The organism is Marinomonas sp. CT5 (genome assembly GCF_018336975.1).
GTDB lineage: Bacteria > Pseudomonadota > Gammaproteobacteria > Pseudomonadales > Marinomonadaceae > Marinomonas.
Window position 1 is genome coordinate 672663 of the sequence record NZ_CP025572.1, and the last position, 14770, is coordinate 687432.

16 protein-coding genes are annotated in these 14770 nt (G+C 41.2%); 14 read left to right on the forward strand and 2 right to left on the reverse strand.

All coding sequences use genetic code 11. From position 1 onward, the window contains the following. The first annotated feature begins 21 nt into the window (after nucleotides 1-21). The 4 genes from C0J08_RS03235 to C0J08_RS03250 are packed head-to-tail and all read left to right on the forward strand — an operon-like array spanning nucleotide 22 to nucleotide 4931. Nucleotides 22-1656 (forward strand): HsdM family class I SAM-dependent methyltransferase, encoded by a 1635-nt coding sequence (locus C0J08_RS03235; protein WP_212654697.1) that lies wholly within the window; start codon nucleotides 22-24, stop codon nucleotides 1654-1656. Then, a complete protein-coding gene (locus C0J08_RS03240) occupies nucleotides 1649-2932 on the forward strand; it encodes a restriction endonuclease subunit S (protein WP_212654698.1) in 1284 nt (427 codons plus the stop codon). Before C0J08_RS03235 ends, C0J08_RS03240 begins: the two co-directional genes overlap by 8 nt. Nucleotides 2933-2972: 40 nt before the next feature. Next, on the forward strand, nucleotides 2973-4328 hold the full coding sequence (locus tag C0J08_RS03245) for an AAA family ATPase (protein ID WP_212654699.1): 1356 nt from the start codon (nucleotides 2973-2975) through the stop codon (nucleotides 4326-4328). 3 nt (nucleotides 4329-4331) lie between these two features. Then, the gene (locus C0J08_RS03250; protein ID WP_212654700.1) at nucleotides 4332-4931 is read left to right on the forward strand and encodes a hypothetical protein; all 600 of its coding nucleotides are present in this window, start codon (nucleotides 4332-4334) and stop codon (nucleotides 4929-4931) included. A gap of 182 nt (nucleotides 4932-5113) precedes the next feature. Here the strand turns inward: C0J08_RS03250 and C0J08_RS03255 are convergent, their stop codons facing one another. After that, a complete protein-coding gene (locus C0J08_RS03255) occupies nucleotides 5114-6478 on the reverse strand; it encodes a DEAD/DEAH box helicase (RefSeq protein ID WP_212654701.1) in 1365 nt (454 codons plus the stop codon). After that, a complete protein-coding gene (locus C0J08_RS03260; protein ID WP_212654702.1) occupies nucleotides 6472-7011 on the reverse strand; it encodes a VspR family transcription factor in 540 nt (179 codons plus the stop codon). The genes C0J08_RS03255 and C0J08_RS03260 overlap by 7 nt, the downstream gene beginning before the upstream one ends. Nucleotides 7012-7112: 101 nt before the next feature. Between C0J08_RS03260 and C0J08_RS03265 the strand changes: the two genes are divergently transcribed. From C0J08_RS03265 to C0J08_RS03305, 10 genes are all read left to right on the forward strand, one after another. Then, complete coding sequence (locus tag C0J08_RS03265) at nucleotides 7113-7433, forward strand: helix-turn-helix domain-containing protein (protein ID WP_249344487.1); 321 nt, start codon at nucleotides 7113-7115, stop codon at nucleotides 7431-7433. A 30-nt stretch (nucleotides 7434-7463) separates the two neighbouring features. Beyond that, complete coding sequence (locus C0J08_RS03270) at nucleotides 7464-9020, forward strand: TnsD family Tn7-like transposition protein (RefSeq protein WP_212654703.1); 1557 nt, start codon at nucleotides 7464-7466, stop codon at nucleotides 9018-9020. Between the two features lie 955 nt (nucleotides 9021-9975). Then, complete coding sequence (locus C0J08_RS22605; RefSeq protein ID WP_249344627.1) at nucleotides 9976-10539, forward strand: Tn7-like element transposition protein TnsE; 564 nt, start codon at nucleotides 9976-9978, stop codon at nucleotides 10537-10539. A 67-nt stretch (nucleotides 10540-10606) separates the two neighbouring features. Further along, on the forward strand, nucleotides 10607-12073 hold the full coding sequence (locus tag C0J08_RS03275) for a DUF262 domain-containing protein (RefSeq protein WP_212654704.1): 1467 nt from the start codon (nucleotides 10607-10609) through the stop codon (nucleotides 12071-12073). Then, nucleotides 12010-12495, forward strand: coding sequence for a hypothetical protein (locus C0J08_RS03280; RefSeq protein ID WP_212654705.1), 486 nt, complete (start codon nucleotides 12010-12012; stop codon nucleotides 12493-12495). The genes C0J08_RS03275 and C0J08_RS03280 overlap by 64 nt, the downstream gene beginning before the upstream one ends. 596 nt (nucleotides 12496-13091) lie before the next feature. Then, nucleotides 13092-13412: a TnsA endonuclease N-terminal domain-containing protein gene (locus C0J08_RS22845; RefSeq protein ID WP_212654706.1), complete on the forward strand. Its 321-nt coding sequence runs from the start codon at nucleotides 13092-13094 to the stop codon at nucleotides 13410-13412. Beyond that, nucleotides 13394-13663 carry a TnsA endonuclease C-terminal domain-containing protein gene (locus tag C0J08_RS03290; RefSeq protein WP_212656379.1) on the forward strand — a complete coding sequence of 90 codons (270 nt, stop codon included), beginning with the start codon at nucleotides 13394-13396 and terminating at the stop codon, nucleotides 13661-13663. Before C0J08_RS22845 ends, C0J08_RS03290 begins: the two co-directional genes overlap by 19 nt. Nucleotides 13664-13778: 115 nt before the next feature. Next, nucleotides 13779-14051 carry a hypothetical protein gene (locus C0J08_RS03295; RefSeq protein WP_212654707.1) on the forward strand — a complete coding sequence of 91 codons (273 nt, stop codon included), beginning with the start codon at nucleotides 13779-13781 and terminating at the stop codon, nucleotides 14049-14051. A 52-nt stretch (nucleotides 14052-14103) separates the two neighbouring features. Next, nucleotides 14104-14415: a hypothetical protein gene (locus tag C0J08_RS03300; RefSeq protein ID WP_502711629.1), complete on the forward strand. Its 312-nt coding sequence runs from the start codon at nucleotides 14104-14106 to the stop codon at nucleotides 14413-14415. Between the two features lie 126 nt (nucleotides 14416-14541). Then, on the forward strand, nucleotides 14542-14770 hold a 229-nt coding region (locus C0J08_RS03305), incomplete at its 3' end, for a transposase (RefSeq protein ID WP_212653825.1).

A 14770-nucleotide genomic window follows, 5' to 3' on the forward strand; every position in this document is an offset into this window, starting at 1 on the left:
TGATTAGGAAGTAAACACCAAATGGTTGAATTAGAATTTCAGCAAAAAACCAAAACCCTGATTGATAGCTTAAAAAGCATCTGTGCCAACTATGGGTTAGGTAACGACGGTAACGAATTTAAAATCATTACCCAAACGTTTTTGTACAAGTTTTTAAACGACAAGTTCGCTTTTGAAGCGAAAAAACTCGACGACAGCATCGCCAAAGCCAATAAATGGGAAGAAGCGCTGGCAGCAATGAGCGAAGACGACCTCGACATGCTGCAATTGCAAATGGGCGGCGACACCGCACGGCTAAAGCCGCAGCACTTTATCAGCTACTTGTTTAGCCAACAAAACGCGCCGGATTTTGCCAAACTGTTCGACGATACATTAATAGACATTGCCATTAGCAATAACGATGTGTTCGCGGTAAAAACCGATGGTGGCGCAAAAGTGGTGCTGTTCGACCGTATCAGCCAATACATTGCTGACGATTCCAAGCGCGATGCCTTCTGCCGCGCCATCATTAACAAATTGGTGGAGTTCAGCTTTGAGCGTATATTTACGCAAAAATTCGACTTCTACGCCACCATCTTTGAATACCTGATCAAAGACTATAACAGCAACTCCGGCGGCAAATACGCAGAGTATTTTACCCCCCATGCAGTAGCACGCATTATGGCGGAAATCTTAGTGCCTAAAGAGCAACGCGGCACAGTGCGTAACGTGGCTTGTTACGATCCATCGGCGGGATCAGGTACATTATTAATGAACGTGGCGCACGCCATTGGTGAAAACCGCTGTAGCATTTACACGCAGGATATTTCGCAAAAATCATCCAACCTGCTGCGTTTAAACCTGATCTTAAATAACTTGGTGCACTCAATCCCGAATGTGATCCAAGGTAATACGGTTCTGCATCCCTATCATAAAGACGGCAAAGAGCTAAAACGCTTTGACTACATTGTTTCCAACCCGCCATTTAAGCTCGACTTTAGCGACTTTAGAGATGAGCTGGATAGCAAAGAAAATAAAGAGCGTTTCTTTGCGGGTATTCCAAAGATTAAAGCCAAAGCCAAGGACAAGATGGAAATCTACCAATTGTTCTTGCAGCACATCATTGCCTCACTTAAACCCAACGGCAAAGCCGCAGTCGTTGTGCCCACAGGTTTTATCACCGCACAATCGGGTATAGATAAAGGCATTCGCGAACATTTGGTGAAAAACAAAATGCTCGCGGGCGTAGTGTCTATGCCATCGAATATTTTTGCCACCACAGGCACGAACGTATCTATTCTGTTTATCGACGCCAGCAACAATGGCGATGTAGTACTGGTGGATGCCTCTAACCTAGGGGAAAAAGTCAAAGACGGTAAAAACCAAAAAACCGTATTAACCGCCGACGAAGAACAACAGATTATTGATGTGTTTAACGCCAAAGAAGCGGTAGAAGACTTTTCTGTTGCGGTCAGTTACAGCGACATCGAAGCAAAAAATTACTCATTAAGTGCGGGCCAGTACTTTGATGTCAAAATCGAATATGTGGATATTACTCCAGAGCAGTTTGCCGAAAAGTTGCAGGGCTTTACCGGCAATTTAGATAGCCTGTTTAGTCAGTCTCGTGAATTGGAAGCTGAGATTAAAAAGCAGTTGGCGGGGTTGAAGTATGAGTAACCTCAAGAAGCATCGATTTTGTGACCTATACACTATGTCTTCCGGCATATCGTCTACAAAAGACCAAGCTGGGCATGGCAGTCCATTCCTATCGTTCTCTGTGGTATTCAATAACTATTTCGTACCAGATGCGTTGCCCGACTTGATGGACACGTCTGATAAGGAAAAGGAGACATACTCGATAAAGGCCGGTGATATTTTTCTTACACGAACCAGCGAAGTGGTTGATGAACTCGCGATGAGTTGTGTAGCTATCAAGGATTACCCAAATGCTTCGTATAGTGGCTTTTTGAAACGACTTCGTCCAACACAAACTAATATCACATACTCGAAATTCATGGCCTTTTACCTAAGAAGCCCAATGTTCAGAAAAACCATGACAAACAACGCTGTCATGACGCTTAGAGCAAGCTTGAACGAGGCTATATTTTCATATTTGGATCTTTTGTTACCCGAATATAATGAGCAAATAAAAGCGGGTGATCTTCTTTATCTATTAAATGAAAAAATCGAACTCAACAACCGCATCAACGCCGAGCTGGAAGCCATGGCTAAAACCCTGTACGACTACTGGTTTGTACAGTTCGACTTCCCCGACGACTCACCACAAGGCCAAGGTAAACCCTACAAAACCACCGGCGGCAAAATGGTCTACAACCCAACCCTAAAGCGGGAAATACCAGAGGGGTGGGAAGTGAAAAAGCTATCACAACACTTAACTCTCGGTTCAGGGTTCCCTTTTGATTCATCTACATATCAAGAGAACGGAAAATATAAAGTAATAACCATAAAAAATGTGCAGTCAGAGGGGCTGGCAACTGACAAAACAGACTTTGTTGATTCGGTACCAAAAGGGATGCAAGACTTTTGTGTATTAAATATAGGCGATATTTTGATGTCGCTTACTGGCAATGTGGGTCGAGTTTGCATTGTAAACGAAGAAGATTTGCTACTGAACCAGCGTGTGGGTAAGTTTGTTTGTGATAAGAAATGGAAGAACTATTTTTATTTATATTTTTTAAGGCCTGAATCAAGAGCAAGATTGGAAAAAATCGCGACAGGCAGCTCTCAAAAAAACTTAAGCCCTATTGATGCAGTTGACCTCTTGCATGTTTATCCAAGTGAAGAGTTGTTAAATAAATTTAATGAAGCGACAAAGTATTTCATTGAACAAATTGTACGAAACTCTCTGGAAAACAGAAAGCTCGCTTCATTACAGGACTGGCTTCTTCCCATGCTAATGAACGGCCAAGTCACCGTTGGGGAGGCGAGTTAAATGTTAAACCTTAAACAACACCGCTTAATCAGGAGGCAGCATGAAATTTAACTTTGCACACTTAGGCGGTATTGATAGCGGCACCGTTGAGCTGGGTGATTTAACTGTAATCTGCGGCCCTAACAATATGGGCAAAACCTATATTAGCTATGCCATCTATGGCTTGTTACGCCATTTTAAGCAGTGGATTGATTTGTCGGTGTCCCGTGAGCGTTTAGCGCAACTGCGCGACGAAGGCACGCTATTGATTGAGTTAACCGACTATCAAGCGAAATTAGCGAGCTACCTTAAAAACGCCTCTTCAGAGTTTTCTGAAAACTTGCCGCGCTACTTCAACGTACCGGAAGATTTTTTTAACGGTGCGAAAGCCGAGTTTAGCCACGACCAGCTAGTGTTTGACTTTACCAATGAGTTTAAACAAGCCGTGAGTTTTGGGCAGTCAGAACAGTTAAGCTTTTACAAGGCCGAAAATGAAACTGTGCTATCGGTCACTTTCCAAACCAAAAGCGGGGGCCGTGTTCCTAACCAGATTTTGGATGATGTGATTAGCGACCATATTGCCGATTGTTTGTTTGCCGATTTATTGCCGCGTCCCTTTGTGGTGACATCAGAACGCACTGGCATTTCCTTGTTCTACAAAGAGCTAGATACCAGTAAAAACGCCATCATTGAGCATCTTACCAGCGGCGATAAGGTCAACCCGATTGATCTGCTAAACAGCATGCGCGCGCGTTATGCTCGGCCGATCCATGACAACATTACCGTAGTTCGCGATTACGAAAACGACAGTAAACAAAAAAGTTATATTCGCGTAGAAGATGATTGCAAGCCAATCCGTGATTCACTACAGGAATTATTGGGTGGATCATTTAAAGTTTTAAATAAACAACTGGTGTACATGCCCAAAAAAGAGCGTGGTCGAGATAAAGTTGTCATCCCGTTTTATGTGGCATCCTCTTCCATTAAGTCGCTGTTTTTGATCGATCACTACATCAACTCACTGGCCGAGAAAAACGGCATGTTGATCATCGACGAGCCAGAGCTTAACTTGCACCCAGACAACCAGCGCAAAATGGCGGGGTTGTTAGCGCGTTTAGTGAACTCTGGCGTAAAAGTGCTGGTGACAACCCATAGCGATTATTTAATTCGCGAACTCAACAATCGCGTGATGCTTAACTTAGATATAGAAAATAAAGAGCAGATCATGAATTTAGAAAAAATGACTGATTTAGATCTGCTACAACCTGCACAAATCAAAGCCTACAGCCTAAAAGGCGATCACCAGATACATGCTGTTGAAGTAGACAAGTACGGTATCAATATGGAAGTGTTTGATAACTTAATCGCCAAAGCCAACGAGCTGGCCGATAAAATTTATTACGGTATCAAGGAGTGATGCATGCTGGCAGCGATGAAGGAAATCATCAACCCTGATGTGGTTATCAACTATGACACCGCAAAAAATCAGTTAAAACTGAAAGAGGAAGGGGCTGATAGCAAGGTAGCGGAGTTGTATATCGAGCATATACCCGACAATGCACTCGCCTTTACCTTGGATTATCAGCCCAAAAAAGATAAGCAGAAATATAAACAGCTTTCACTCTATGTAAAATCGACTAACGATGTAGGCGTGAATAAAGGCTGTGACCTTATTATTTTGTGGCAAGATACCGAACAAAAACGGGCTTTAGTGTTCGATCTTAAATCCGATAGTCCCAAGCCACAGGCGACGCAGAAGCAACTTGATAACTCGGAGTTGTTCTTAAAATACCTACTGAGCATGGCCGCAGTCCATTACGGAATAGATGCCAACGGTATTGAAATTGATAAAGCCATCGTGACCACCAACGCCAGAAACGTACGCAAAAGAACCACATACCAGCCAAATGCTTATACGGCACAGGTCGGTAATTACAAAGTTGAAAGTGTGGTGGCTAATGCCTCAAGAACAGCCAGTATTTCCTTTCGGCAATTGACCAGAGGCGCTGCAAATGGCTAAAGTTGAGGCAGCAATGGCTGCCAGGTGAGAATAGGAAAAAGTCATTTTAATTCAAAGGGTTATTTAGATAATGTCAACACCAAAGTTGGTGTATCAAAGCTTTTTTATTTCTGCTCTTCAAAAAATAGCCTCTTAAGTAGAATTGGTAGTTATTTTCATCATAAAAAATATGTGTCTAATTTTTATAGATGATAGGAAATAATCCTTGATTTGAACGATGACATCGTAAACATAGTCAAAGAGGCACATCCAACAATCTCTTGGTCATCGTTTAGAGTGATATCACCAAGGTTAATGTCAGATTCAAATGATATTTTATGCAAATCACTATTTCGATTAATATTAGTAAAATTTGATGTATCCAAGCTATCAAGTAGTCTCTCTGTTTTTTGATAGTTGTAGGATCCAGGGATGGTTTCGTTTAGCCGCTCTGCGTAATCCAATAAATTGGGCTCAGCTAGGATAAACATATACCCAATTGTCGTCTGGCTGTTGGTCATTCTGAGAATACGTCCGAGGATTTGGCGAAAGTAGAGCTCTGTCGTAACATCGGTAAGGTTGCAACAAACTTGCAGTCTTGGAATATCAGTACCTTCGCTGATCATGGCGATACTGATGATCCATTCACTGGTATCTTCGCGAAAGCGATTAATAAGTTCAGGTGAATCATCCAGCCTATAGGAAACTAGTGTGGCTTCTTTACCAAAGTGACCATATAAAATCGATTGGATTTGTAAGGCGTGTTGGTATGACGAAGCGACAATAAGACCACCAGAATTCGGACTGTTGATTCTTAGTTTGTCGAGCTTCTGAATGCTAAGAGAAAGCATGTAGGTGATGACTTCAGGCTGTTTTAAAATCATACGATAACTGATATCACCACTTTCAAGTAACTCTGAAATGTTGTGGTATGTTTTACTTTCTTGACCTTTGCGAACCATGACTTGGTCTGTATCAATTGCTGTAATAAAGGGAACGCGACAGACGCTGTCATTTATGGCCTCATTGAGACCGTAAGAAAAATCACATTGAATATTGCCTTCGGGGTCAGAGTAGCGCGCTAAAGGAATGGGTAAGGTATCTGTTCGCCACGGTGTTCCAGTTAACGATAATGTGTAAGTAGCTAGCTTTTGAATTGTCGAAAGTAGTTGTATTCCCCAAGTATTTGAAGGTGACTCGCCATCACCTGCGCAATGATGGATTTCATCAAAGATCACAAGTACACGACTTAGGCTTAGGTTGCTAAGCAGTTCATTGATATTTGCCATGGAATGATAAGTGATTGAAGTTCCAAGTGCACCTAGCTGACCATTAAATGGTCTTTTTAAAGTGTGCCTGAATGTTTTTTGGATGCTATGACAGACAACCTTAGAAGGTGAAAAGCAGATAACGTAGTCTACCTTGCGCTCATCGAGGAGGGATTTGGCAACGTAACTTGCCATGATAGTTTTACCTGAACCTGGGGTGGCAAGGACTAGAGCGTCTGGTTGGTGCTGATATCGTTCTAAAACTTGTTTTACACAGCGTTTTTGCCACTCTCTTAACATGCCTTATCACTCTTCATATTCGTTTCTTGTATAACTTTTTTTAGTGCGTTTAAGCGTCCATAAAGTTGAGTCGACTGTTCTTTTGTTTGATGTAATAGCTTTTGAATGATCTGACGATTAGCTGGATACTTAGTCAGAAAATCCATGTAAGCCTCAATTTCACCTAATATCATTTTTAATTCTGTGCTCGTTTTTGCTTCTTCAATTTTAAGTAGTGTCTCTTGCTGTCTGACTTCGCTTTCAGTATGGCAGACATCATTCGGTTTTGAGTCGCACGTTTTTTGATCAAGTAATGTAAGCAGTGAATCGGTGAAATGATAGGTTCGAGCATTTCGTTCCCCGCTGGCCGTTATTAGGTTTTTTGTCGTCAGTATATTAACGTTCTTTGCTATAAATCTGGTTGATTGGACCAAGTTCAATTCGGTTGTATTCGTGGCCAACTGGATGAGTTCCTTTCGCTTGATGCTGGTTCCTTCCACACGTTGTAAGAGTTCTTTGAACGCTTTATTCAAAGAAAATGGTTTAGATGTCATGTTTATGTCTCAAAAAACTGAAAACTTAGGATTGCTAAGTATACAGAAATAAGTAAAACTTAGACAATCTAAGTATGTGAGACTTTAAAGATGAAACCATTTTGTCAGATAACCCAATACCACTGCGGCTCAAGCAAGCTCGCAAAAAGATCGGCATTTCCCAGAAAGAGCTTGGGATCAAAATAGGTATGGACGCGAGTTCTGCTAGTGGCCGTATGAATCACTATGAGAAAGGCAGACATGTACCTGATGTGGCGACGCTGAGAAAGATTGCAGCGGAGCTTAATGTGCCACTGAATTATTTCTTTTGTGAAGATGATTTAAGTGCTGAGTTGGCCTGCTTAATTTCTAAGCTCGATGATGAGAGTAAGAAAGATTTGATTTCAGAGCTGCTTGCTACTAAAAGCAACGATAGCGCTTAGTTGTATTCATCTTTCGCCATAGGGTGATAGATGATCTACCAATTTCCAGTACCACATGATGATGAGCTACTAGGCAGTGTCTTAGCTCGTTTTATTTCTAGGCAAGGCATACGCGAGGATAAAGTAGCACTTGAGCTGCTTTTTGGAAGCCGAAATATAGTGCCTTCGGCTTTGCTTCAAGGTCACCTTTCTGACTTATCTCGACAGGTCTGGCGCTTATGGCCTGCAACTACCGATGAAATGCTAGAAAAACACTCAATACTTCCTGTGTTTAAGTCATTTATTGAACCTAGTAGATATGCAGCCATTTGTTCTGATTTAGCTTTTGACTCTAAAAGCCATTCAATGCTGAAAACAGGAATTAACGCTTCTTCTTTGGTATTTCCAGCTTACTACCGATATTGTCCAATTTGCTTCAACGGGGATATGAAGCAGTATGCTTACAGTTACTGGAGACGGCAATTTCATTTACCAGGCGTAACAGTTTGCTTAACGCATCGATGTGCCTTAGTTAACTCAGAGTTTGATTTAAAACCAAGTCGTCGTCACTCATTTATAGAGGCTTCGAGTCTCTTAACTATGTCGAGACCGTCTGCTGCTGAAGTCTGTGAAAAACCAATACTAGTTGATCTGGCTAGTAATATTGATCGATTGCTTCATCAGTCTTTTCCGTATATATCACCAGATCAGTGGACGGCATTTTATGATGCAAGACTCAGAGAAGTTGGGTTAAAAAGTACTAAGGGTGTTGAGCATCATCAGGTTGAAAGTCAATTTAGCCAGTATTGGGGGGATAGATTCTTAAAAGAATGCGGCCTAGATCTTGTGGGAGGGGTAACGTGGCTTCAGACATTTTTTCGCAAACATCGAAAGCACTTCTCTTATCTACATCACCTGCTGTGCCTACAAGCGCTCTTTCCGAATTGGAAGCTGAATGATGTTTTTAGCGTGGCATCAAGTATTAGGGTGCAGTCTACTAAGAGAGTATATAGCTCTTCTCAAGCTGATTTAAGAGCGTCTGAGTATAGGGCAGTTTGGCATAATCTTAAAAAAGAGAACGCATCTCTCAAGGATATTAGAGCAACGAGGGAAGGAGTTCGAGTGTACTCATGGCTTTATCGATTCGATAATGTATGGTTGAAAGAGAATCTTCCCACCCCGTTCAAGAACAACCGTGGTCGAATTGTCGATTGGAAGAAACGAGATCTAGAAGTGGTTAGGACGCTTTTAAAAATCCGCAGCAACAGTTTTGATGAATTATCATTACCAAGAATGACTCAGCAATGGTTTATTACTCAAACTAAAATGCGTTGGGGAATTGGTAAGCATCTTTCTAAGTTACCGCTGTGTCGATGTTTTTTTATCAAATACACAGAGTCTATTGAGGAGTTCCAAGTTCGTCGTGTTCTCGCTATTATCGTTAATGCCATCAACTTTAACGAGCCTATTCCAAGACCATATGAAATTGAACGCCTTGCTGGACTCAGCGAAAAACGGATTCGGGAAGCTACGCGACGAATTATCAGAGAAAATTTCGAAATGGTTTCCTGCTTTAAGTTACCTACCCAGAGACACAGAACTGGTTAAAATTCACGGGGTATTTCGATCTAAAAATTTGCTGAAAAATAAAGATATCTTTGTCGCCATTGAGTGGAAAGATGGCGTCACATCATCCTTGCCTATTGAAATGGCTAGCTTTTTGGCACCTGGGCTATCATTTAAAGATAAAAAAGTTGTTTCGCAATCTCAGTGTCAGAGACAATTAATTCACATTATTAGTCTAGAGCGTGTCGATAAAGGCTCAGATCATTACCAATATTACTATAAAACAGATAAGGGGCTGATGAAGTTTTCAGGTTTTGAATTAGCTAGAACGTTATTTTTTCATAACCCGCATCTTGTTCGAGCCGCCTACACTGCCAATGGTTTAAGCGCTCTAGCGTTCGTAAATCGCAATCAGTTGCCAATCGAAATCCGCTTCCCTGAAAGTACTAAATACCCTGTTAGCTTTATAGGTACAAAAAGTAAGAGAACGCATTTAGCTTGGATGTTACTTGATGGAGAAGCTAAGAAGAGTGCATTTTCTGTCTTTGAGTCCTTTAAAAATGATGCGGGGAAATTAGGGTTTAAATTTGTCCCACCAAATCTAAAAGACTGGCAACTCGAGGTCTCTGTGCTAACTGATCCAGAAGAAAATTTTGCAGAGGTAGCTCGTGTAGAAAGGGTTGTAGAGGCAGTCTTAAATGAGAACGCATCTGATGTTTTGGTTAACCATCCCAAAAATAAAGATCAACGCGCTAAAAGTAAGGTGGCAACTTCGAAAAATGGTCATGTCCCAGCAGATGATATTGATCCTGAGCTAGATCTTGGGGATATACCTGGTTTAGGAAAACGACTTCACAACGAGCAACTAAAAGGCTTTTCTTTTAGTTGCTCTGGTATTAAAAGCGTAAAATCATCTAAAGAGAAGAAAGCTGAAAGCTATAAACGTGCGCCGTCTACTGAAGATCGAGACACCAAAGAAGAAAAGGCAGGCATCGGTATGGCAGAGAGAGACGGTGATGCACAGGAGTTTAGTCCTTCAATTAATCAAGATGATGAGGTCACAGAGACTGTTGATTTGCCTCAGAAATTCAGTTTGTTTGCAGAAGTGATTGAAGAAGTTTCAAAATCTGATGGCATTAAGCTTGTTCAGGAAGCTAAGTGTTATAGATTTCCAGAGCCTTCTAATAACAGCAGGGTTGTTTATCAAACGCAATATGAGGACCGACTTAAGTATTTTGTGGCGATTTTAGATATTAAGGGTAGTAACTTGATTCTGGTAGAAGCAGATACAAACAATCTAGAAAAACCTAAAGGGGCCAGTACTTTAATATTAGGCCTAAAAGAAGACGCCACAGAGAATTTTCATAAAATTCTTCAGAACTTTTCAGATAAGGGGGCTCAGTGGACTCACAGCTTCATAAACGAGCGGTGCAACTTCTTCAGCCCTTGCAGGCATCCGTCTCTAAAAGAGAAAGGGAAAGTTCGCACAAACGAGGCATATAAAGACAAATGGATTAGTGATCTTCGCGAGAAACTGAAGGGATTTAAGAAGACCTCATGAACGGCTATAGAGGTAAAGCCTCTATAGCCAAAAAGGTCAGAACCAAATGAATTTGCGAGGATTAGTAATGGCTGGGCAGTACGAAAAAGCAATAAGCATTGTAGAGGCAATAGAGAGTATTCGCAGTAGTGATTTTCTACTGCCCGCTATTCAGCGTCAATTTGTTTGGAGTAGTCATCAAATTTGTGTGCTGTTTGATTCTTTGATGCGTGGCTATCCCATCAACAGCTTTATGCTGTGGGAAGTAAAAGAAGATAAGATTAAAAATGACTACAAATTCTATAAATTCATTGAAGGCTATTGCCAGCGCTTTAATGAAGAGAATCCTCTTGCACCAACCGATGCGACTTTTAAAGACTTTAAAGCTGTTATTGATGGCCAGCAAAGACTAACTTCTTTATATCTAGGTCTGTGTAGTACGTATGCTTATAAGCAACCTAGGGTATGGTGGCCTAACACTCAAGACGATGCGTTATTACCACCCCGTAAACTCTACCTTGATCTTTTCAATCCCCTAAAGGTAGAAGATGATGATGCTTTAATGAACTATAACTTTAAGTTTTTGACGGACAAACAATACAAAGCGTCAATTAACGTAAGTGAAGATAGGCATCATTGGTATTGTTTGCATAACATCATGCGCTTGCCCCAGGTAGAAGGAGGAACCAGAATATGGCGCGAGATCGTTCGCCCTTATCTTGCAGAACACAACCTAGAAGATAACGAGTTTGCTGAAGAGACTTTGTCCCTGTTGTATGACGTGATTCGTTGTCAGAAGAACATTCATTATTTCAATGAAAAAAGCCAAGAGATAGACCATGTTCTGGATGTTTTTATTAGGACTAATAGTGGTGGTACAAAACTGGATTTTTCAGACCTGTTAATGTCTATTGCGGTTGCCAATTGGGATGGTAACTTTAGAGAAGAGGTTGACTCGCTGGTTAAAGAGATAAATCAACGCTCGGATATGGGGTTTTATCTGGGGAGAGACTGGATATTGAAAACCTGTTTAATGCTTACAGAATCCGATGTGAAGTTTAAGGTGAAAAACTTTAAGGCTGAACAGGTAACAGTTATTCAAGAACAATGGGATGAGATTAAGCACTGCATTAAAGAAACGTTTAAACTGGTCCGTCGATTTGGCATTAACCCTCAATCGCTAACCTCTAAGAATGCAGTTATCCCAATTTGTTATTACCTATATAGAAAGCAATCCAGAGGTCAACCGCTTTATTTATCGATAAACAACCTCGCAAAGAGAGCCAACAGCGTCAACCCATTAGTCAGTGGTTCTATATGGTTCTGCTTAAAGGGGTATTTGGTGGTCAGGCAGATACAATTCTTTCTGGTATGCGAGAAGTGCTCCAAGTTAACCTTAATGCTGAGGTTTTCCCATTGGGCGCCATTATTGATAAGTACAAAGGTACGAATAAAGATCTACGTTTTGATGCGGAGTATTTGGATAAATTATTGGATATTCAGTATGGAGAGGGTCGTTGTCGAGCGTTGCTGCATTTATTATTTCCTGAAATGAATCCAACTGAGACCTTTCACATAGATCACTTGCACCCAAAATCGGGTTTTGAAAAGAAAGCCTTACGCAGTTATGAATTCTTGCAAGAGAATGATGAGTTGATGGCGTTTTATGTTAATCCTGGGCATTGGAATAGCATTGCCAATCTGCATTTATTGAATGATTCACAAAATATGTCAAAAAAAGACAAACCTTTATCCATCTGGCTTGGATATGAAGGCGTTACTTTATCAAAGCAGATTTTATTGGTGAATGAAAATACCAGCCTAGAATTTGATCAGTTTCAGAGCTTCTATGAACAGCGTCGTGCCGCATTAAAAACTCGCCTTAAATCTCGCGTATTTATGACAGAAGGTCTATTAATGGTTGATGTTGAAGACGGCATTGATGAAGAGGTTGTAGAAGAGGAGTTGTTAATATGACAACTAACTCTGTCAGTCCGCTTTGGAGCGCCTATTTCAAAAGCACTTCATCGTGTTCTGGTATGACGATAAGTAAGATCTGCGGGAGGGCTGTAACTTCGACGCCATTGAAGATGTTGAACAGCTTGAAGTTCAGAATAATCAATTTTGCATTAAGCACATGTTGCTGCGCTTATGATACTGCCTGAAGTGATGCGGCGATTATTTTCCAGCAGCCCAAGTAGATGAGATGCATCCTTTAAGTTTAAAAAAATAAGCATGTAAAATGTATTTTTGAATGCGTAGTTGGCATACGATAAAAATATCAAACTTTATTATCGGACCCAAGCATCCTTGACTGAAAAAAATATCAAACTTTAGGTGTTTGATGTACCAAAAACAGCTATTTTTTTATCAAACTTTATTATGGTCGTACATGCCCTTGTTGGTGAACAATAAAGTTGTTAATTTTTGCCATTTGAACTAACTTAGAAATAAGTTAATTCAGATGGCAATTTAGTATGGGCAAGAAGCAATACTGGAATTCAGAAGCTAAAAATGAGTGTTGGATCTAAGAAGGCCGGGGTCAGAGATCAGGTCCCGACGGCTTACTATACGTGACGTACCCTCCCAAGGTCGATCACACAGAATTTTGTACCCATCATCTCCTTTCCGACCTCGAACTCGCTACTTTCTTCTTCCTCCAATGGCGACCAATAACCACCGACATTTGCGAGCAATTTCCATTAGATCGGGAGTTAACCCGAGAAATATGTAATCAACTTGGCGTCGAGCATCCAAATTTTCAGGGTGTGGATCAATATATGAGTAGTGATTTTGTCGTAGATTCCGAAGATAGGAGCAAGCCAAGGTTTGCTGTTCAGGTGAAGAGTGGAAGTGCTTTCAAGATTCTAGAACAGTGGAGAAGTTGCAAATAGAGCGCATATATTGGGCTGAAAAAGAGGTCCCTTTCTTTCTAGTGAATGAGAATCAAATACCTAGGCCTGTTTTTGAGAGCATTGGTGTTCTTTACAACCATATCGAAGATGATGCTAGCCAGGACGAGCTACTGACCTATTTTTCATTGTTTCTAAAGCAGATTCCTCAGGATAAAAGCCTTAGGGTTATCGACCTATGCATTCGCTTGGACACCGCTTATGACTTCGATCCAGTAGAAGCCTTATTTTAATTCAAACGATTATTGGCACAGCGCTTCTTTCATTTTGACATCACAAAGCCATTCACTGAGTTACGTTGCTCAGATTTAGTTGCTGAAGGCCAGCGTGTGTTGCAGGAGGTGTGGCGTGTTTCAAGTTAACGAAGTTTTAAACCTGCAGGACAAGTTGTATCGAATCCTTGTTTCTATTGAGCGTCAAGTCGTCTGGATATCGTTGGATGACTCTAAAGCCTTGCCAGACTTCGCCAGAATTGAGCAACTCAATGATCTGTTGTTGCAGGAAAAGATGACCCGCGTGGATGATCCGTATGAGTATGTTCAAAGTTTATTACCGGAAGAAGGGGCGAAAGATGCAGCAATTCGTGATAAAAACTACTTGGTTATCTCACCACTAAGTTGAAGACCCACGGTTCTATGTCAAGAAAGTCAGAACGAAACATATAGCCGAAATACTGGCTACAGGGAAAGTTTCGCGCCCTTATTTGTATAAATTGATTCGTCGCTATTGGCAGCGAGGTCAAACACCAAACGCCCTGTTACCAGACTACAAAAACTCAGGTGCGAAAGGAATCAAAAGAACAGTAAAAGATAAAAAGCTTGGCCGACCGTGTGTCTATATGGAAGGTACAGGTGCCTTAATTGACGAAAAGACAGAAAAGCTATTCCGAATTGTTATTGATAAATATGTTCTGAATAAGAATTTTACGATTGCCCGTGCCCATAGGAGATTGAAAAAACTATACGAGCCTAGATTGCAGCAATAAGTGACACACGCTTATTTAATAATACTTCAATCGGGGTGAGATCAGTTCCCTTAGGCTAAGGAAACTGCGATTAAGTCCCCAATATGAGACAATGCCGATCTGACCATTACCTCAAGACCGAATGACATGAATCAGCTTTCCTTCGCCGATACCGAATTTACCAGCAAACGCCGCAAGACTCGCAAAGAGCTCTTCCTTGGTCGGATGAATGAGCTGATTCCATGGCTACAGCTCGAAGCTCAGATTGAGCCGTTTTACCCAAAAGCTGGCAATGGTCGGCGTCCATACCCTCTCGCTACCATGCTGCGCATTCACTTTATGCAGAACTGGTACAACATGAGTGATCCAGCGATGG

Excerpts from the sequence above, each read along its gene's own strand:
- C0J08_RS03235 (WP_212654697.1), top strand. The coding sequence starts at position 22 with ATGGTTGAATTAGAATTTCAGCAAAAAACCAAAACCCTGATTGATAGC.
- C0J08_RS03240 (WP_212654698.1), top strand. The coding sequence starts at position 1,649 with ATGAGTAACCTCAAGAAGCATCGATTTTGTGACCTATACACTATGTCT.
- C0J08_RS03245 (WP_212654699.1), top strand. The coding sequence starts at position 2,973 with ATGAAATTTAACTTTGCACACTTAGGCGGTATTGATAGCGGCACCGTT.
- C0J08_RS03250 (WP_212654700.1), top strand. The coding sequence starts at position 4,332 with ATGCTGGCAGCGATGAAGGAAATCATCAACCCTGATGTGGTTATCAAC.
- C0J08_RS03255 (WP_212654701.1), bottom strand. The coding sequence starts at position 6,478 with ATGTTAAGAGAGTGGCAAAAACGCTGTGTAAAACAAGTTTTAGAACGA.
- C0J08_RS03260 (WP_212654702.1), bottom strand. The coding sequence starts at position 7,011 with ATGACATCTAAACCATTTTCTTTGAATAAAGCGTTCAAAGAACTCTTA.
- C0J08_RS03270 (WP_212654703.1), top strand. The coding sequence starts at position 7,464 with ATGATCTACCAATTTCCAGTACCACATGATGATGAGCTACTAGGCAGT.
- C0J08_RS22605 (WP_249344627.1), top strand. The coding sequence starts at position 9,976 with ATGGCAGAGAGAGACGGTGATGCACAGGAGTTTAGTCCTTCAATTAAT.
- C0J08_RS03275 (WP_212654704.1), top strand. The coding sequence starts at position 10,607 with ATGGCTGGGCAGTACGAAAAAGCAATAAGCATTGTAGAGGCAATAGAG.